19 protein-coding genes are annotated in these 16903 nt (G+C 71.6%); 13 read left to right on the top strand and 6 right to left on the bottom strand.

Features of this window, described 5'->3' with window-relative positions; all coding sequences use genetic code 11:
* Positions 1 to 16: 16 nt before the first annotated feature.
* The 4 genes from ACO06A_RS18865 to ACO06A_RS18850 all read right to left on the bottom strand — a co-directional run bounded on the left by ACO06A_RS18865 (position 17) and on the right by ACO06A_RS18850 (position 2566).
* Positions 17 to 244 (bottom strand): CDGSH iron-sulfur domain-containing protein, encoded by a 228-nt coding sequence (locus ACO06A_RS18865; protein ID WP_421733722.1) that lies wholly within the window; start codon positions 242 to 244, stop codon positions 17 to 19.
* Positions 241 to 1212: an iron-containing redox enzyme family protein gene (locus ACO06A_RS18860; RefSeq protein ID WP_421733721.1), complete on the bottom strand. Its 972-nt coding sequence runs from the start codon at positions 1210 to 1212 to the stop codon at positions 241 to 243. The genes ACO06A_RS18865 and ACO06A_RS18860 overlap by 4 nt, the downstream gene beginning before the upstream one ends.
* 238 nt (positions 1213 to 1450) lie before the next feature.
* The gene (locus tag ACO06A_RS18855; protein ID WP_421733720.1) at positions 1451 to 1891 is read right to left on the bottom strand and encodes an Hsp20/alpha crystallin family protein; all 441 of its coding nucleotides are present in this window, start codon (positions 1889 to 1891) and stop codon (positions 1451 to 1453) included.
* A 159-nt stretch (positions 1892 to 2050) separates the two neighbouring features.
* On the bottom strand, positions 2051 to 2566 hold the full coding sequence (locus ACO06A_RS18850) for a hypothetical protein (protein WP_421733719.1): 516 nt from the start codon (positions 2564 to 2566) through the stop codon (positions 2051 to 2053).
* A 382-nt stretch (positions 2567 to 2948) separates the two neighbouring features.
* Here ACO06A_RS18850 and ACO06A_RS18845 point away from each other — a divergent pair, with 382 nt between their 5' ends.
* From ACO06A_RS18845 to ACO06A_RS18825, 5 genes are all read left to right on the top strand, one after another.
* Positions 2949 to 3599 (top strand): hypothetical protein, encoded by a 651-nt coding sequence (locus ACO06A_RS18845; RefSeq protein WP_421733718.1) that lies wholly within the window; start codon positions 2949 to 2951, stop codon positions 3597 to 3599.
* Positions 3596 to 4006, top strand: a complete 411-nt coding sequence (locus ACO06A_RS18840; protein WP_421733717.1) for a phage holin family protein — start codon at positions 3596 to 3598, stop codon at positions 4004 to 4006. Before ACO06A_RS18845 ends, ACO06A_RS18840 begins: the two co-directional genes overlap by 4 nt.
* Complete coding sequence (locus ACO06A_RS18835) at positions 4003 to 4611, top strand: DUF3618 domain-containing protein (protein WP_421733716.1); 609 nt, start codon at positions 4003 to 4005, stop codon at positions 4609 to 4611. The genes ACO06A_RS18840 and ACO06A_RS18835 overlap by 4 nt, the downstream gene beginning before the upstream one ends.
* Positions 4612 to 4687: 76 nt before the next feature.
* Positions 4688 to 5770: a YihY/virulence factor BrkB family protein gene (locus ACO06A_RS18830; protein ID WP_421733715.1), complete on the top strand. Its 1083-nt coding sequence runs from the start codon at positions 4688 to 4690 to the stop codon at positions 5768 to 5770.
* A 13-nt stretch (positions 5771 to 5783) separates the two neighbouring features.
* On the top strand, positions 5784 to 6764 hold the full coding sequence (locus tag ACO06A_RS18825) for a manganese catalase family protein (protein ID WP_421733714.1): 981 nt from the start codon (positions 5784 to 5786) through the stop codon (positions 6762 to 6764).
* A gap of 58 nt (positions 6765 to 6822) precedes the next feature.
* Here ACO06A_RS18825 and ACO06A_RS18820 read toward each other — a convergent pair whose 3' ends face one another.
* Positions 6823 to 7320, bottom strand: coding sequence for a flavodoxin domain-containing protein (locus ACO06A_RS18820; protein ID WP_421733712.1), 498 nt, complete (start codon positions 7318 to 7320; stop codon positions 6823 to 6825).
* A gap of 227 nt (positions 7321 to 7547) precedes the next feature.
* On the opposite strand from ACO06A_RS18820, the gene ACO06A_RS18815 reads away from it, so the two are divergent.
* Complete coding sequence (locus ACO06A_RS18815) at positions 7548 to 8060, top strand: pyridoxamine 5'-phosphate oxidase family protein (protein WP_421733711.1); 513 nt, start codon at positions 7548 to 7550, stop codon at positions 8058 to 8060.
* A gap of 37 nt (positions 8061 to 8097) precedes the next feature.
* On the opposite strand, the gene ACO06A_RS18810 is transcribed toward ACO06A_RS18815, so the two are convergent.
* Positions 8098 to 8772 (bottom strand): cation transporter, encoded by a 675-nt coding sequence (locus ACO06A_RS18810; RefSeq protein ID WP_421733710.1) that lies wholly within the window; start codon positions 8770 to 8772, stop codon positions 8098 to 8100.
* Between the two features lie 61 nt (positions 8773 to 8833).
* Here ACO06A_RS18810 and ACO06A_RS18805 point away from each other — a divergent pair, with 61 nt between their 5' ends.
* The 7 genes from ACO06A_RS18805 to ACO06A_RS18775 all read left to right on the top strand — a co-directional run bounded on the left by ACO06A_RS18805 (position 8834) and on the right by ACO06A_RS18775 (position 16893).
* A complete protein-coding gene (locus tag ACO06A_RS18805; RefSeq protein WP_421733709.1) occupies positions 8834 to 9706 on the top strand; it encodes an SDR family oxidoreductase in 873 nt (290 codons plus the stop codon).
* 26 nt (positions 9707 to 9732) lie between these two features.
* Complete coding sequence (locus ACO06A_RS18800) at positions 9733 to 10161, top strand: MarR family winged helix-turn-helix transcriptional regulator (protein WP_421733708.1); 429 nt, start codon at positions 9733 to 9735, stop codon at positions 10159 to 10161.
* Entirely contained in the window at positions 10158 to 11144 is a 987-nt protein-coding gene (locus tag ACO06A_RS18795; protein WP_421733707.1) for a zinc-binding dehydrogenase, read from the top strand. Before ACO06A_RS18800 ends, ACO06A_RS18795 begins: the two co-directional genes overlap by 4 nt.
* Before the next feature lie 182 nt (positions 11145 to 11326).
* A complete protein-coding gene (locus ACO06A_RS18790; RefSeq protein WP_421733706.1) occupies positions 11327 to 14521 on the top strand; it encodes an NAD(P)-binding protein in 3195 nt (1064 codons plus the stop codon).
* On the top strand, positions 14518 to 15558 hold the full coding sequence (locus ACO06A_RS18785; RefSeq protein ID WP_421733705.1) for an ABC transporter substrate-binding protein: 1041 nt from the start codon (positions 14518 to 14520) through the stop codon (positions 15556 to 15558). Before ACO06A_RS18790 ends, ACO06A_RS18785 begins: the two co-directional genes overlap by 4 nt.
* Complete coding sequence (locus ACO06A_RS18780; RefSeq protein ID WP_421733704.1) at positions 15536 to 16315, top strand: ABC transporter permease; 780 nt, start codon at positions 15536 to 15538, stop codon at positions 16313 to 16315. The genes ACO06A_RS18785 and ACO06A_RS18780 overlap by 23 nt, the downstream gene beginning before the upstream one ends.
* Complete coding sequence (locus ACO06A_RS18775) at positions 16312 to 16893, top strand: ATP-binding cassette domain-containing protein (RefSeq protein WP_421733703.1); 582 nt, start codon at positions 16312 to 16314, stop codon at positions 16891 to 16893. The genes ACO06A_RS18780 and ACO06A_RS18775 overlap by 4 nt, the downstream gene beginning before the upstream one ends.
* Positions 16894 to 16903 lie beyond the last annotated feature (10 nt).

Here is a 16903-nt window from a genome sequence, read left to right as displayed (position 1 = left end):
TGGTGGATGGTGTCGATCACGGTGCGATGAAGCCGATGGCCTTGTGCGTGCCGTCGCAGTAGGGCTTGATCGTGGACGCGCCACAGCGGCACAGGGCCACGGTCGAGCGGCGGCGCGGGATCGGCCGCCCGTCGTCGTCGGTGATCGCCACGTCGCCCCGGACGAGGATCGGGCCGTCCGGGCACGCCACGATCGACGGCGTCCGGGTGGGCCGGCGGTCGCTCGGGCGGTCGCCGGCGTTCATGCGGTCCGCAGCGAGGAGACGCCGGATTCCCAGGCGGACAGCAGGTGCTCGCCCACGACCTCGTCGAGGTAGAGGCAGGTCGCCGCCCCGAACAGGACGTCGTGCAGGAGCTCGGGCTCCTGCTGGACCAGGGCCCCCGTCAGGTCGCGGCCGGCGATCTGCTCGTGCACCGCGTCGGCCTCGACGTGCTCGTCGAAGTACTCGGTCGTGTCCTGGTCGAAGCCGTGGCGCCGGAACCCGTCGCCGTAGAGCCGGTTGGGCAGGGAGGACGTCATCTCGAAGGCGGCAAGGTGCCCGGCGGTCGCTCCGCGCCAGCGCCGGTGCAGCCCGAACCAGGACATCACGTTGACGCCGGCCAGGGTGACGGCGGGGATCTGCTCGATGTAGGCGCCGTACTCCGAGTCCAGGGCCGCGCCCCGCATGGTCCGCGCGAACAGCTCGCAGTGCATCCGCTCGGCGTCGCCGCCGCCGTACTCGTCCGCCTGGATCTCCACCAGCGCGGCCTTCGGACGTCCGACGAGTCGCGGGATCGCCCAGGTGTGGGGGTCCGCCTCCTTCAGCTGGTAGACCGACCGCTGCACCAGGAGCTCGCGGACCTGCTCCAGGGTCGCGCGCTTGGCCACGTACCGCGCGACGCTGGGCCCGGGCGTCGGCGCCGTCAGCGTGAACAACGCCTCGGCGACCGCCGCCCGCTCGGGTGCGACGCCCTCGGGGACCGCCACACGCGCGGACAGGTGCTGCTCGAGGGCGAGCTCGATGAGATGCCGTGCAGCGAGGACCTCCGGCGACCACTCCCAGTCGTCGTCGACGCCCTCGAAGCCCCGGTAGAAGAGCTCGTACATGACGTAGAGCGTCAGCTGGACGTCGTCGTCGGCCAGGAGGTCGACGGAGTGCTCGAGCGCACGCCGGGTCAGCGGCGCCAGATCGCCGACGTCGCCGCCGACGGGTGAGCTCAGAACCTCGGTCACGGCACGACTGAGCGGCCCCCGCGGGCTGGGTAGTTTCACGAGCGGTCCTTGTCGACGCGAGCGTCCCTCTGCCCGGACCCTGGAGCGGAGCACGCCTCCCACCAGCCTCACACGTGCTGCCGCTGCCGCAACCGGACACAGCGGCCGGCGGCGGGGGCGCGAGGCGCGGCTCGCCCGCACAGGGCGTGCCACCATCGCATCGGTGCTCTCGCGGCCGCAGCGCCCCCGCCGCGACGCGTCAGACCGCCGCGTCGCTGCCCGACGTGATCCGGGTGGCATCGCCGGCGTGCTGCACCTCGATGCGACGCGGCTTGGCGTCCTCGGCGACGGGGATGCTCAACGTGAGCACGCCGTCGGAGTAGGTGGCCGAGATCGCGTCCAGCGCGAGGCCGCGGCCGACGGTCAGCTGCCGCGCGTAGGTGCCGACCGGGCGCTCCTTGGCCAGCCACTGCACGTCCTGCTCCGCCCTCCCCGTCCGCTCGGCGCGGATGGTCAGGGTGCGGTCCTCCACGTTCACGTCGATGGTGCCGGGGTCTGCCCCAGGCAGGTCCACGTGCAGCACGTAGTGGTCACCCGACCGGTACAGGTCCATCGGCATCGTCGCCGACGCCCGCTCGGCCGTCAGCGCCTGCGCGAACAAGCGGTCGAACTCCTGGAACGGGTCGAATCGCGTAGCCATGACCCCACCTCCTCTGCGTCGGGGGGCGCCGGACCGTCCGGGCCCCGGGTGTCGTCCGAACCCTGTGGCCGGACTGGCTACAGCAGAAGAAATAGCACTCTCACCCCGAGAGTGCCAGTGCGGAGGGCGGGGTGTTCGCGCGCGGCGAACGGCACGTCGTCAGGCGTCGCGGACGTCGTGCGCACCGGCCGCGACCCGGTCGCGCGCCACCGCAGCGAGCCGCTCCAGCAGCTCGATCTGGGCGACCCCGCGGCGGTCGAGCTCCTCGAACCGTCCGCGCTCCAGGCCGAGCGCGTCGCTCCACGACGCGAGCGAGTCCCACAGACCGCGCTTGGCATTGACGCCGCCCCGAAGAAGCTCGAGCTCGAGCAGTGCTGACAGGGGCGACGCCGAGGTGAGGCGCCCGTTGGGCTTCACTCGTCCGAGGCGCTCCCCGACGGCCGCGCCCACGGACTTCCAGCGGCTCAGTCGCACCCCGAGACCCTCCGCGAGACCGAGCAGTACCGCTCGCTCCCGCTCCAGCTCGTCCGCGAACCCGCCGATCGGGCCGCCGAGCGGTGTCTCCCCGTACGCCCGCGCCATCCGTCGCGACCTCGAGATCGCGCCCGTCGCTCCGGCGACGTGGTCGGACAGGTAGATCGTCAGCAGCCGGCGGTCGACGCGTGGCGGGGTCATCGGTCCTCCTCGGGGTCGCGCCCTGGACGGCGATGGACGTCGACGGTATCGGCCGGGGCCTGACCCGCAACCCGGAGCCGAACCGGACGGCTCGGGTGGCGAGCGCGCCACGGCGGGCTTAGCGTCCGTGGAGCCGGATCGACATCGTCACCGGCACCCCGTCACCCGGGACAAGAAGCGTCTCCGGGGCATGGCACGGGCCGTGGGCACAGGAGCGCAGGCCCGCGCACACGCTGCATCGCGGTCTGCCGCGATCGGCCTGGACCCCCATGCGGACGGTCGCGCGGCAGAAGGTTCGCGCCCCTCACCCTCTCGGATCGGTCGCGCCCTGCCAGGTCGGTGGGGCTGTCCGCCGTCCGACGACTCGAGATGAGACCGCACCATGACTGACGACTACACCAGCAGCTATCCGCTCCCCGAGAACGGGAGCACGGCAGACACCGCCAAGGAGCAGGCCAGCACGCTCAAGGCGAAGGCCGCCGACGCCGGCGGGCACCTGCTCGACGACGCGAAGGGCGAGGCCGCGGCCGTCACCCGGGAGGCCCGGCGGCAGCTGGGAGACCTCTGGTCCCAGGCTCGGACCGAGGTGACCGGTCAGGCCTCCACCCAGCAGTCCCGCCTCGCCGGAGGACTGACGTCGGTCGCCGGGCAGCTGTCGCAGATGGCGTCCGCCCCGTCCGAGCAGAACCTCGCCACCGACCTGGTGCGCGAGGTCGGCGACAGGGTGGACTCGCTCGGGCGCTGGCTCGAGAGCCACGGCCCCGACGAGGTGCTGGACGAGGTCCGCAGCTTCGCCCGTCGCCGTCCAGGCACGTTCTTGGTCATCGCCGCCGGCGCGGGCGTCGTCCTGGGTCGGCTCACCCGCGGACTCAAGGATGCCCCGCCCGCCGCACCGACCTCGGCGCCGGTGCGCACGTCCGTGACCGAGCCGCTGCCCGTCACGGCGTACTCGGACCCGGTCGAGGAGCGTCCCCGCTTCACCGACGAGCTCGCGACACCCGTGCCGAGCACGACCGCGTGGGACCGGCGATGACCGACCCGATCGGTGCGCCCCCGCGCCAGTCCGTCGGCGACCTGCTCGGCGACGTCACGCGCGACCTGTCGACCCTTCTGCACCAGGAGGTCGAGCTGGCCAAGGCGGAGCTGCGCCAGTCCGCGAAGGCGGCGACCAAGGGCGGCTCGATGTTCGCGGGCGCCGCGGTGGCCGGCCACTTCGTCCTGCTGTTCCTGTCGGTTGCGCTGTGGTGGGCCCTCGGCGACGCGATGGACTCCTGGGCGTGGTCCGCGGTGATCGTCGCGGTCCTGTGGGCGATCGTCGCCGCCGTCCTGGCCGCACGCGGTCGTGCCGAGACCAAGCGCGTCTCCGGTCTGCCTCAGACCGCCGACACCGTCAAGAAGATCCCGAACGCCCTGCAAGGTCATGAGGAGAAGAACGCATGAGCACCGACCCGGACCAGATCCGCGAGGACATCGAGCGCACCCGTGCCGAGCTCAGCTCGGACGTCGACGCCCTGACCGACAAGGTCAGCCCCACCCAGGCCGCGCAGCGGCAGGCCGACAAGGTCCGGTCCGCGGTGTCGGACGTCAAGGACCGCGTCATGGGTGGCGTGTCCAGCGGCGCCGACTCCGCAGGCCACGCGGCCTCGAACGTCGGGGACGCCGCCTCCCAGCTCCCGAACGCCGCCAAGGACAAGACCCGGGGCAACCCGCTCGCCGCCGGTCTGGTGGCGTTCGGCGCGGGGTGGCTGATCTCGTCCCTGCTGCCGAGCACGCGGCAGGAGCAGCAGCTGGCGCAGTCCGCGAAGGAGCAGGCCGCGCCGTTGGTCCAGGAGGCCAAGGACGCGGCACAGGGCATCGCGGACACCCTGCGGGAGCCGGCGCAGGAGGCCGCGGCTGCGGTCAAGGGCCGCGCCACCGAGGCCGGTTCGACGCTGCGCGACGAGGGCAGGTCAGCCGTCGACGACCTGCGCACGGATGCCACCGACGCGGCGGACGCCGTCAAGGGCGCCCACGCCGCAGACGACACCGCCCCGCGCGGCTACTAGGGACCCGCGCGACGGGGTACAGCGCGGTACCCCGTCGCGCGCACCCGGCCGTCAGCACCCACCGGAGGGCATGGCGATGACCACGCACGACACCACCAGCACGACGAGCACCGAGAAGGCCGCGGCACCCGCGCCGGAGGACCCGCGCAAGCCCGACTCCCCCGGCGACATCACGAAGCGTTCCTGGCTCTACGTGCTGCGCAAGACCTTGCGCGAGTTCGGCAAGGACCAGTGCACCGACCTTGCCGCGGCACTCACGTACTACGCCGTCCTCGCGATCGCCCCGGCCCTGCTGGCCGTCATCTCGATCCTCGGCCTCGTCGGGGACCCGCAGACCATGGTCGCGGACGTGCTGAAGATCGCCGGGGACGTGGGCGTCAGCTCCGTCGACGACACCCTGAAGCCGATCCTCACCCAGCTCACCGAGGCACCGGCCGCCGGGTTCGCGCTCGTGCTCGGGCTCGTGCTGGCCCTCTGGTCGGCCTCCGGCTACGTCGCCGCGCTCAGCCGGGGAATGAACCGCGTGTACGAGATCGACGAGGGCCGGCCGATCTGGAAGCTGCGCCCCGCGCTCCTGCTCGTCACGGTGATCCTCGTGGTCATCGCCGTCGTGATCGTGACGGCAGTCGTGCTCTCCGGCGACGTCGCCCGGTCCGTGGGGTCCGCCATCGGCCTGAGCGGCGTCACGGTCACCCTCTGGAACATCGTGAAGTGGCCGGTCATCGTGGCGCTGGTGGTCGTGGCGATCGCGATCCTCTACTACGCGACGCCGAACGTGCGGCAGCCGAAGTTCCGCTGGATCAGCCTCGGCGCGATCGTCGCGCTCGTCGTGTGGGTGCTGGCATCGCTGGGGTTCGGGTTCTACGTGACCAGCTTCGGCAGCTACGACAAGACCTACGGCTCCCTGGCGGGCGTCATCGTGTTCCTGCTCTGGCTCTGGATCACCAACCTGGCCCTGCTGTTCGGGGCCGAGCTGGACGCGGAGATCGAGCGCGGACGGCAGCTCCAGGGCGGCATCGAGGCCGAGAAGACGATCCAGCTCCCGCCGCGCGACACCCGTGCGAGCGAGAAGAAGCAGGCCAAGCAGGAGGAGGACGTGCGGCTCGGTCGCGCCCTGCGCGAGTCGCGCGGCGCCCACACCCAGGACGACGACGCCTGACGAGAGGAACGCCATGTACCTGCACGTGCAGCGGCTCATCAACGACATCGAGGCCGACGAGCCGGACCCGGCAGCCGCGAACGCCCTCCAAGAGGGGCTCGGGGGTCAGTTCGGCGAGATGCGGACGATGATGCAGTACCTGTTCCAGAGCATCAACTTCCGCGGACCGAAGGGGAAGCCGTACCGCGACCTGCTCCAGGGGATCGGCACCGAGGAGATCAGCCACGTCGAGCTCATCGGCACCACCATCGCGCGCCTACTCGACGGCTCCCCGCGCTACAACGGCAAGAAGTCGGACCCGCTGGACAAGCCCGGCGCCGGCGGGGCCACTCCCCTGGAGTCCGCACTGGACCAGGGCAACATCCACCACTACCTGGTGGCGGCCCAGGGCGCGCTTCCCGTGGACTCCGCGGGCAACCCCTGGTCCGGCTCGTACGTCTACAACTCCGGCAACCTCGTGCTCGACCTGCTCTACAACCTGATGCTCGAGTCGACCGGCCGCCTGCAGAAGTGCCGCATCTACGAGATGACCGCGAACAAGACGGCCCGGTCGACCATCGCCTACCTGATCGTGCGCGACCAGGCGCACGAGAACGCCTACGCCCGCGCCCTGGAGACCCTCGGCGTGAACTGGGCGTCGGTCCTGCCGATCCCCAAGACCAACGCGGAGAAGTTCCCCGAGGTCAAGAAGCTGGTCGACCTCGGTCTCCAGAGCAAGCAGTACACGTTCGACCTGACGGCGTCCTCGGAGGCGGGCAAGATCTTCCAGGGCATGTCCCCGTCGAAGGACGGCACCGAGCTGGACGCCACGGAGCAGGCGCCGGGCGGCGTCCCGTCCGTGATCGCCGAGGAGCGGTACGAGGAGTTCTCGCCCGGCCTCGACACCGACCTGCTCGCCCTCATCCAGGCCACCGCGGACCTGGAGCTGGCGGAGATGAAGCCGCCGCTGTACGCCCCGGTCCCGGCGGCCACGGCCTCGAAGCGGGCCGGCTGAGCACGGCTGCGTCCCGATGCCGGCACCGCGGTGCCGACATCGGAAAGGTGGGACCGGTTCAGCGCAGCGTGGCGCCGAGCTCGCCGTCGACCTCGTCGACCCAGCGGGCGACGTGCTCGGTGTCCCGCCAGTCCCCTGCCATCTTCTTGGCCATCGCGCTCGCGGGGAAGCCCGCGGCGTCGGGCTCCAGGCGCCCGCCGAACGTCTGGACCCCCCGGGCCCCGATCCGCGCAGCCGCGTCCTTGACGTGCGGCACGGGTGCGAGGTTCCCCTCCTGCGCCGTCCCGTCGAGCGGTCCGGTCGCGACGAGCCACACCGGCAGGGCGGACAGACGGTCGGCCTGGCGCTTGACGAGCCTGCGCGCGTCCTTGTGCCAGCGCCCCGCGTAGAGGGCTCCCGCGACGATGACCGCGTCGGCATCGCCGAGGTCCGCGACCTCGGCGGCCGGGCGCACGATCGTGTCGTACCCGTGGTCGCGCAGGTCGTGACCGATCAGCTCCGCCAGACCCTGGGTACCGCCCCTGGACGTTCCGTAGGCCACCAGTACCTGTGTCATGTTGTCCTCCGTCCGACGACGCCCCCGCGCACATGGCGGGCACACCCCGATCGTCGATCCAGCGCCCCACCTGCGGCAGGGCCGGAAGTCCCTTGCACCTCGTGGAAAGCGCCTCCGTGGGGGACCTTCTGCCCTACCGACCCGCGCACGTCGGCGACAACCTGGACGGACGACGGCACGCGAGCACTCCCGGGCGAGAACGCCGCCCGCGCGGGCCGCGTGAGGGGATGAGGACGATGAACGACAACGGGTCGGCGCACCGACCGACCAGCGAGGACGTCTGGCGTGCGATCGAGAACGCATCGTTCGCCGTGCTGAGCCACCTCACTCCGACAGGCGAGCCGCGGTCCAGCGGGGTCGTCTACGTGGCGACGGGCGGCCGGATGTACGTCGCCGTGGCCCCCGACAGCTGGAAGGCGAGACACCTCGCGTCCGACGGACGCCTCGCGGTCACCGTGACGGTGCGTCGAGGAGGGCTGCTCTCCCTCGTCTTCCCCATCCCGCCCGCCACGGTGAGCTTCCACGCGACGGCGGTCGTGCACCCCGCCGGCGCCATGCCAGACACGCCGGCGAAGCTGGCCTCGCTCGTCCCGCCGGAACGGCGCGCCGAGTGCCGCGTCATCGAGATCGAGCCCGTGGGGCAGTTCCTCACGTATGGCATCGGCGTGTCCCTGAACGACCTGCGCAACCCCACGGCGGCCCGCGCCCGGGTGCCCGTCGCGGAGATGGCGTCGTCGTGACGACGCGATCGAGTGGCGTGCGGGACCCGCTCGCCTCCTAGTCGATCTCCTCGCCGGCCAGCGCCTTGGCAGCCAGACGCTCCTCTTCCGAGACCTGCCAGACCACCTTCGCGGCGCTGACGTTCAGGACGATGATGATCAGTCCCAGCACCAGGTCCGGCCACCCGGACGCGGTCCACAGGGTCACGAGGCCCACAGCGATGATCGCGAGGTTGACCACCACGTCGTTGCGCGCCGAGAGGAACGCCGCCCTGGCCATCGAGCTCTCGTGGTGACGAAACCGGGCGAGCACCAGAGAGCAGGCCAGGTTCACCAGCGCCGCCCCGCCGGCCGTCAGGATCAGCGCGTAGGGGCTCGGCGGGACGGGATCACCGAACTTGCTGAACGCCTCCCAGGCCGCGGCGAGCGCCGGCACCAGGATCACGCCGGCCATGACCTTGCCCGCGATCGACTGGCTGCGCAGCGACCAGCCCAGGGCGATGAAGATCAGCAGGTTGATCGCCGTGTCCTCGAGGAAGTCGACGCTGTCGGCGAAGAGCGACACGGAGCCGATGGACAGCGCGACCGAGACCTCGACGAAGAAGTAGCTCAGATTCAGCGCGGCGACGACCAGCACCGCGCGCCGCAGCCGTGTTCGCAGCTCAGCGCTTCCGGCCTCCACCATCGGGTCGCCTCTCGGGTCGGCGGGCAGCGCACCCGCCCACGCGCTCATCGTCCACCCGGCCCCTTCCCCGGGGTGGCCGCCGTGCCGGAGTCGCGCGACCCTGGACGGTGTGACGACCCTCCAGCCCCTCGCCGTCACCGGGGCCACCGGCCACCTCGGTGGTCTCGTCGCGCGACTGCTCGACGCCGCCGGGACACCGCACCGACTCGTCGTGCGCGACCCGACCAGTCCGCGGTTGCCGACCCACGCCACGGTCACCGAGGTCACGGCGGCGTCGTTCGGTGACCTGGACGCGGCGACACGGGCGCTGGACGGCGTCCGCGTGCTGTTCATGGTCTCGGCCGCAGAGAGCGTCGACCGGCTCGACCAGCACCGCACGTTCATCGACGCGGCTGCTGCCGCGGGCGTCCAGCACGTCGTGTACACCTCGTTCCTCGGCGCGGCTCCCGACGCCACCTTCACCCTGGCCCGCGACCACCACGCGACCGAGGAGCACCTCAGGGCTTCGGGCATGGTCTGGACGTTCCTGCGCGACAGCTTCTACCTCGACTTCACCGAGGCGCTCGTCGGCGCCGACGGGGTCATCCGTGGCCCCGCAGGTGAGGGAGCGTGCGCGTTCGTCGCGCGAGCCGACGTGGCGCGTGTCGCCGCCGCCGTCCTGGGCGAGCCGGCTGCGCACACGAACCGGTCGTACGAGCTGACCGGCCCGGAGGCGCTGACCCTGCGCGACGTCGCCGCCACGATCTCTGCGGTCCGCGGCACCGACGTGACCTTTCACGACGAGTCGCTCGACGAGGCGTACGCGTCGCGTGCCGGCTACGGCGCCCCGGACTGGCAGGTCGACGCCTGGGTCAGCACGTACACCGCGATCGCCAGCAACGCCATGGCGCACGTGAGCACGGCCGTCCAGGACCTCGCGGGGTCCGCTCCCCTGAGCCTGGCGACCTACCTGCGCACCACAGGTGCATCACCCGGAATATAGTTCCACGTAGTCGAGTTCGGACTGCCATGGACTTCTTCGACTCTCTGGTGCGGTACGAGATCTCCCTGTGGAACGACCTGGACGATCGGCTCCGGGCCGGCGGCGCGTCGTCCTTGGGGACGCTCTCGGCGCTGCGGGTCGTGAGGAGGCACGCGGGTTCGTGCCGGGTGCAGGAGATCCGGTCCGAGCTCGGGATCACCGTCGGCGCGGCGAGCAAGCTGGTGGACCGGCTCGAGCGCGACGGCCTCGCGGTGCGCACGGCGCACCCGACCGACCGACGGTCCTCGCTGGTGACGTTGACGTCGGCCGGCGACGCCGCGCACGACGACGGCGTGCGCCTGATGCAGGCCGCCCTGGCCGAGCACGTCGACGGGGTGGACCTCGCCGAGGTGAGGTCCACGCTGGTCCTGCTGCTGGCACGACTGACCACGCCCATGACGGCGGTGGCCCCATGAGCGCCCGGGACACCATGCGCGCGGTCGTCGTCGAGCGCCCGGGTGGCCCGGAGGTGCTCACCGTCCGGGACGTGCCGGTACCGCGTGCCCAGGCGGGTCAGGTGCTCGTGCGGGTGCACGCGTTCGGGCTGAACCGCTCCGAGCTGCACTTCCGGCGCGGGCAGGCGTCCTTCGGGTCGTTCCCGCGCATCCCCGGCATCGAGGCCGCCGGAGTCGTCCAGGACGCTCCCGGTGGCGAGCTCTCCGCCGGGACGCAGGTGGTCGCCCTGATGGGTGGGATGGGTCGCACGATCGACGGCGGCTATGCCCAGTACGTGCTCGTTCCGGCAGCCCAGGCGATCCCCTTCGCCAGCGACCTGCCCTGGGACGTCCTCGGTGCCGTCCCCGAGATGCTGCAGACCGCGTACGGGACGCTCGCCGTCGGCGTGCGGCCCGAACCCGGACAGAGCCTGCTGATCCGCGGCGGCACGTCATCGATCGGCCTGACCCTGGCGGTGCTCGGCAAGATGCGGGGCCTGACCGTGCTGTCCACCACCCGCTCGGCCGCTCGCACGGCTCTGCTGGACAGCGTCGGCGTCGACCACGTCCTGATCGACGACGGCAACATCGCCGCCCAGGTGCGGCAGATCTACCCCGACGGCGTGGACGGCGCCGTGGAGCTGGTCGGAGTGAACGTCATGCGCGACACCCTGCGCGCCGTGCGCAGCGGAGGCACCGTGTGCTTCACCGGCATGCTCTCCGACCAGTGGACGATCCCGGAGTTCTACCCGATTGACTGGCTCCCCAACGGCGTCCGCCTCACCGCCTACTCCGGCGACGCAGCCGACCTGCCCGCACCGGTCCTGCAGGACTTCCTCGACGCCGTCGCCGACGGTCGCGCGCGCGTCCCGGTCGGGCGCGTGTACACCCTCGACGAGATCGCCCAAGCACACACCGACATGGAAGCCGGGACCATCGGCGGCAAGGGCGTGGTCGTCCTGTAGTCCCTCGAGGCGTCGCGACTCAGCCGGTCCCGAGGCCCTCACCTGGGCAGAAGGTCCCGGGGTACGCCTGCGGCGCGGACCTAGTGTCCGCCCTGTATCCATCGTCGAGGACGACAGATGGAGTCGTGCCAGCGTCGGCACCCGGCCCTCGTTGCACCGAGTCACACCTGTGGAGGTCTGACGTGCGCGAGGTCTCTGACGGCGACCGATTCACCGTCACCGTCGACGACCGTGAGATCGAGGTCCTCGACGGGCTGACGATCCTCCAGGCCCTGGCCAACGAGGGGATCGACGTCCCCTCGCTCTGTCACGACATCCGGCTCAAGCGGTCGAACGGCAGCTGCGGGCTGTGTGTCGTCGAGCTCGGTGGGCCGGCCTCGCGGGACGTGAAGGCGTGCCGGACGCCCGTCACCGCCGGCATGGTCATCACGACGCAGTCGCCACGCCTCGAGGCCTACCGCAAGGTGCGGCTCGAGCAGCTGCTCTGCGACCACAACGCCGACTGCGTGGCGCCGTGCGTCGTCGCCTGTCCGGGCAACGTCGACATCCAGACGTACCTGCGCCACGTCGCGGACGGCAACTACGAGGCCGCCATCCGCGTGATCCGCGACCGGAACCCGTTCCCGTCCGTGTGCGGACGCGTGTGCCCGCACCCGTGCGAGGCGGAGTGCCGGCGCAACCTCACCGACGAACCTGTCGCCATCAACGCCGTCAAGCGGTTCGCGTCCGACTGGGACATGGCCCGCGAGACGCCGTGGATCCCCCGGGTCGCCGAGCCCACCGGCAAGCGGATCGCCGTCGTCGGCGCCGGACCGTCCGGTCTGTCCGCCGCCTACTACAGCGCGCTCGCGGGCCACGCCGTGACCGTCTACGAGAAGCAGGACCACGCCGGCGGCATGACGCGGTACGGGATCCCCGAGTACCGCCTGCCCAAGACCACGCTGGACGACGAGATCGGCATCATCCAGGCCATGGGTGTCCAGATCGTCACCGGTCACGCGCTCGGCACGCACCTGCGGCTGGAGGACCTGCAACGCGACTTCGACTCGGTCTACCTGGCGATCGGATCCTGGCGGGCGTCGCCGCTGCGGGTCGACGGCGAGACCCTCGACGGCGTCTGGCTCGGCATCCACTACCTGGAGCAGGTCACCAAGGGCGTCGAGGTCCCGCTCGGCGACGACGTGGTGGTCCTCGGCGGCGGCAACACCGCGATCGACTGCGCCCGCACGGCCCTGCGTCAGGGAGCCAGGAACGTCCGGATCGTCTACCGGCGCACCCGCGAGGAGATGCCGGCCGAGCCGTTCGAGGTCGAGGAGGCGCTGCACGAGGGCATCGAGATGGTCGTCCTCACCGCGCCGACCAGGATCAGTGCGGGCGACGAGGGCCTGCGGCTGCACTGCCTGACCATGGAGCTCGGCGAGCCCGACCGTTCGGGTCGTCGTCGGCCCGTGGCCGTCGAGGGCAGCGACTTCGTCATCGAGGCCGACACCATCATCGGTGCCATCGGTCAGAGCACGGACACCGGCTTCCTGTTCAACGACCTCCCGGTGCGGCTGAACGAGTGGGGGGACGTCGACATCGACGGCCACACCATGCAGACGAGCGAGGGGAAGATCTTCTCCGGCGGCGACTGCGTGACCGGGCCGGCGACCGTGATCCAGGCCGTGGCAGCGGGGCGGCGTGCGGCCCACGCGATGGACGAGTTCGTCACCCGCGGCTCCGTGCGCCCGAGCCAGGAGGACTACACGTGCAGCCGCGGGTCGCTCGAGGACCTGCCTCGCGCGGAGTTCGAGGACCTCCCCCGGCTCGCCCGCGCCACCATGCCCTCCCTCGTCCCCGCGCAGCGGACCGGCAGCTTCGTCGAGGTCGAGCAGGGCCTGACCGAACAGCAGGCCAGGGCCGAGGCCGCCCGGTGCCTGAGCTGCGGCTGCGGCACCCAGAACGCGTGCTCGCTCCGGCAGGAGGCCAGCGCCCACGAGGTCGTGTTCGCCACGCCGTTGCACGTGCGCCCCTACGTCCCGCTGACCCAGGACCACCCCTTCATCGTCCGCGACGACAACAAGTGCATCTCGTGCGGGCTGTGCGTCGCGGCCTGCGCCGAGATCGAGGGACCGGGCGTCCTCGCCTTCCAGTTCCACGAGGGCCGGCTGACCGTCGGCACCCACAACGGCCAGCCCCTCGGACTGACGGACTGCGTCTCGTGCGGCCAGTGCGTCCGGGCCTGCCCGTGCGGCGCGCTGGACTACGTGCGCGAGCGGGGTGACGTGTTCACGGCCATCAACGACCCCGCGAAGGTCGTCGTCGGGTTCGTCGCCCCGGCGGTCCGGACCGTCGTCGCCGAGCACTTCGGCCTGCCGTTCGACGAGGCCTCCGCCTTCATCGCCGGTGTGATGCGCCGGATCGGCTTCGACAAGGTCTTCGACTTCACCTTCGCCGCCGACCTCACGATCATGGAGGAGACCACCGAGTTCCTGGGCCGGGTCTCCTCCGGTGGAGTGATGCCGCACTTCACGTCGTGCTGCCCGGGCTGGGTCAACCTCGTCGAGCGCCGCTACCCCGACCTGATCCCGCACCTGTCGAGCTGCAAGTCCCCGCAGCAGATGATGGGCGCGACGGTGAAGAACCACTTCGCCCAGCAGGCCGGCGTGAGCCTCGACGAGCTGTACGTGGTGTCGATCGTCCCGTGCCTGGCCAAGAAGTACGAGGCTGCGCGCCCGGAGTTCGCCCCCGAGGGGGTCCGCGACGTCGACGCCGTGCTCACCACCACCGAGTTCCTCGAGATGATCGAGATGCTGCGCCTCGAGCCGGCCGACGTCACGCCCGCGGAGTTCGACGAGCCCTACCGGCGGGTCACGGGCGCCGGCATCCTGTTCGGCGCCTCGGGCGGGGTGGCGGAGGCCACGCTGCGGATGGCCGTCGAGAAGCTCACGGGCGAGCCGCTGCTCGACAGGCTCGACTTCGAGGAGGTCCGCGGCTTCGAGGGCATCAAGGAGACGACCGTGACCGGCGGCGGCGTGACCGTGCGTGTCGCGGTGGTCTCCGGCCTGAACAACATCGAGCCTCTCGCCCGGCGCATCGCCGCCGGCGAGGACGTGGGCTACGACCTCATCGAGGTCATGGCCTGCCCGGGTGGGTGCATCAACGGTGCAGGGCACCCGGTGCCCGGCAAGGTCGGCCAGATGGCGGCCCGGCAGAAGGTGCTGGTCAACATCGACCGCACCTCGAGCCTGCGCAAGTCCCACGAGAACCCCGACGTCCTGCGGCTGTACGACGAGTTCTACGGGGAACCCAACTCCGAGACCGCCCATCACCTGCTGCACACCAGCTACGCCCCGTTCCGGGACGCGGCAGTCCCGACCGAGAGGCGATCCGGATGAAGCGCGTCGCAGGCCTCGCCGCCGCAGTGCTGTGCGCGAGCGGCCTCCTCGTCGGCTGCTCCGGCATCACCCCGGCGGGTGCGCCCACGACCGCTGCCGCCACCGCTCCCACCACTGCTCCCACCGATGAGCCGACGACGGTCCGCGTCGCGTCGCTCAAGGGCCCCACGACGATGGGCCTGGTCCAGCTGATGCACGAGGCCGAGGCGGGCGCGGGTACCGAGGACTACCGCGTGACGATGTACGGCTCGCCGGACGAGGTCGTGCCGCTGGTCGTGCGAGGCGAGGTCGATGTCGCCCTGCTCCCGTCCAACCTCGCCGCCGTCCTGTACAACAAGACGCTCGACGACGCCGACGCCCAGATCCAGGTCGCCGCGATCTCCACCCTCGGGGTCATGGACATCCTCGAGGCCGGCGACACGGTGCACAGCGTCGCCGACCTGGCAGGCAAGACCGTCTACGCCTCCGGCAAGGGCGCCTCGCCGCAGTACGTGCTCGAGCACCTGCTGACCGGCAACGGACTGGACCCGGCGACCGACCTCACGATCGAGTACCGCAGCGAGCACACCGAGGTCGCCGCCCTGCTGGCGACGACGCCCGGCGCGATCGCCCTGCTCCCCCAGCCGTTCGCGACCGTCGTGACGACGCAGAACCCGAGCATCCGCAGCGCGCTCGACCTCACGGACGAGTGGGCCGAGGTCAGCCCCGACTCCGAGCTGGTCACCGGCGTCGTGGTGGTCCGGACCGCGTTCGTCACGGAGCACCCCGACGCCGTCGAGGCCTTCCTCACCGACTACGAGGCGTCCGCGCGGTTCACCAACGCGCACCCCGCCGAGGCGGCCGTCCTCATCGCCGAGGCCGGCATCGTCCCCGCGGCACCGATCGCCGAGGCGGCGATCCCCTCGTCCCACATCACCTTCGTCGACGGCACCGAGCTCAGGAGCCTGCTCGGCGGCTACCTCCAGGTGCTCTTCGACGCCGACCCGGCGTCAGTCGGCGGGAGCGTCCCCGGGGATGACTTCTACCTCCGCCGCTGAGGGCACGGCGACGCTCGCCCGGGGGGCCGTGCGTCCCCTGGCCGTCGTCGCGTTCTGGGTGGTCGTCTGGCAGGTGTCGGCCCTGCTCGTCGGCCACGAGGTCCTGCTGGCCTCGCCGGGCAGGGTCGTCGTCCGGCTCGGCGAGCTGAGCCTCACGGCGGACTTCTGGGGCACCGTGGCGTCCTCGTTCGCGCGCATCGCCGGGGGCTTCGCGGCGGCCTCGGTCCTCGGCGTGCTCGGCGCCACGCTCGCGGCCACGTCCCGGGTGGTCGACGCCCTGGTCACCCCGGCGCTCGCGGCCGTCCGCAGCACACCCGTGGTGAGCTTCATCATCCTGGTGCTGATCTGGGTGAGCAGCGATCAGCTCGCGCTGGTCATCAGCTTCCTCATGGTCCTGCCGATCATCTACACCAACGTCCTGGAGGGCCTGCGGCACCGCGACCGCGCACTCCTGGAGGTCGCCGACGTGTTCGGCGTGCCGTGGCTGCGGCGGCTGCCCGCCGTGGACATCCCCGCCGTCCTGCCGTTCTTTACCGCCGCCTGCCGCACCGGGGTCGGCCTGGCCTGGAAGAGCGGCATCGCCGCCGAGGTCATCGGGCTCGCCGAGGGCAGCATCGGCGAGCGGCTCTACGAGGCGAAGATCCTGCTCAGCAGCGCCGACCTGTTCGCGTGGACCGCCGTGATCATCGCCGTGAGCTTCGGCGCGGAGAAGGTCCTGGTGACCGTCCTGCGGAGCACCGAGAGGCGCCTCGCGTGATCGCGCTGCGCGGCATCGGTCACCGGTTCGGCTCCGAGGTGGTGCTGGACGGCCTCGACCTGGACCTGGACGAGGGCCGAGTCACCGCACTGACGGGACCCAACGGCTGCGGCAAGACGACGCTCTCCCGTGTCCTGCTCGGCCTGGTCGTTCCCGACGCGGGCGAGATCCGGGGGGTGGAGGGCCGACGCCGTGCCGCCGTCTTCCAGGAGAACCGTCTGTGCGAGCAGCTCTCGGCCGTCGGCAACGTCCGCCTGGTGCTGCACCGCTCCACCCCGTCCAGCGCGATCGCTGTCGAGCTGCGCCGAGCCGGCCTGAACGACGCGTGCCACACCAAGCCGGTGCGCGACCTGTCCGGCGGGCAGCGGCGCCGGGTCGCCATCGTCCGAGCGGTGATGGCCGAAGCCGATCTCCTCGTCCTCGACGAGCCCTTCACGGGCCTCGACACTCTGGGCAAGGTCCAGGTGATGACGTGGGTCCGTGAGCGGAGCGCGGGGCAGACGACGCTCCTGATCACCCACGACCTCGCCGAGGCCCGCTGGTTCGGTGCCCGGGTCATCACGATGCCGAAGGCCTGACGTCGCCACC

Source organism: Cellulomonas sp. (assembly GCF_965229465.1).
Classification (GTDB): domain Bacteria; phylum Actinomycetota; class Actinomycetes; order Actinomycetales; family Cellulomonadaceae; genus Cellulomonas.
Note: the sequence above shows the minus strand (reverse complement) of the source record. Positions and strands in the feature narration are given on the sequence as shown.

Coding starts and splice junctions, on each gene's coding strand:
- ACO06A_RS18820 (WP_421733712.1), bottom strand. CDS start 7,320: ATGACACAGGTACTGGTGGCCTACGGAACGTCCAGGGGCGGTACCCAG.
- ACO06A_RS18845 (WP_421733718.1), top strand. CDS start 2,949: ATGACTGACGACTACACCAGCAGCTATCCGCTCCCCGAGAACGGGAGC.
- ACO06A_RS18795 (WP_421733707.1), top strand. CDS start 10,158: ATGAGCGCCCGGGACACCATGCGCGCGGTCGTCGTCGAGCGCCCGGGT.
- ACO06A_RS18785 (WP_421733705.1), top strand. CDS start 14,518: ATGAAGCGCGTCGCAGGCCTCGCCGCCGCAGTGCTGTGCGCGAGCGGC.
- ACO06A_RS18840 (WP_421733717.1), top strand. CDS start 3,596: ATGACCGACCCGATCGGTGCGCCCCCGCGCCAGTCCGTCGGCGACCTG.
- ACO06A_RS18835 (WP_421733716.1), top strand. CDS start 4,003: ATGAGCACCGACCCGGACCAGATCCGCGAGGACATCGAGCGCACCCGT.
- ACO06A_RS18815 (WP_421733711.1), top strand. CDS start 7,548: ATGAGGACGATGAACGACAACGGGTCGGCGCACCGACCGACCAGCGAG.
- ACO06A_RS18800 (WP_421733708.1), top strand. CDS start 9,733: ATGGACTTCTTCGACTCTCTGGTGCGGTACGAGATCTCCCTGTGGAAC.
- ACO06A_RS18825 (WP_421733714.1), top strand. CDS start 5,784: ATGTACCTGCACGTGCAGCGGCTCATCAACGACATCGAGGCCGACGAG.
- ACO06A_RS18865 (WP_421733722.1), bottom strand. CDS start 244: ATGAACGCCGGCGACCGCCCGAGCGACCGCCGGCCCACCCGGACGCCG.
- ACO06A_RS18780 (WP_421733704.1), top strand. CDS start 15,536: ATGACTTCTACCTCCGCCGCTGAGGGCACGGCGACGCTCGCCCGGGGG.
- ACO06A_RS18810 (WP_421733710.1), bottom strand. CDS start 8,772: ATGAGCGCGTGGGCGGGTGCGCTGCCCGCCGACCCGAGAGGCGACCCG.
- ACO06A_RS18855 (WP_421733720.1), bottom strand. CDS start 1,891: ATGGCTACGCGATTCGACCCGTTCCAGGAGTTCGACCGCTTGTTCGCG.
- ACO06A_RS18850 (WP_421733719.1), bottom strand. CDS start 2,566: ATGACCCCGCCACGCGTCGACCGCCGGCTGCTGACGATCTACCTGTCC.
- ACO06A_RS18830 (WP_421733715.1), top strand. CDS start 4,688: ATGACCACGCACGACACCACCAGCACGACGAGCACCGAGAAGGCCGCG.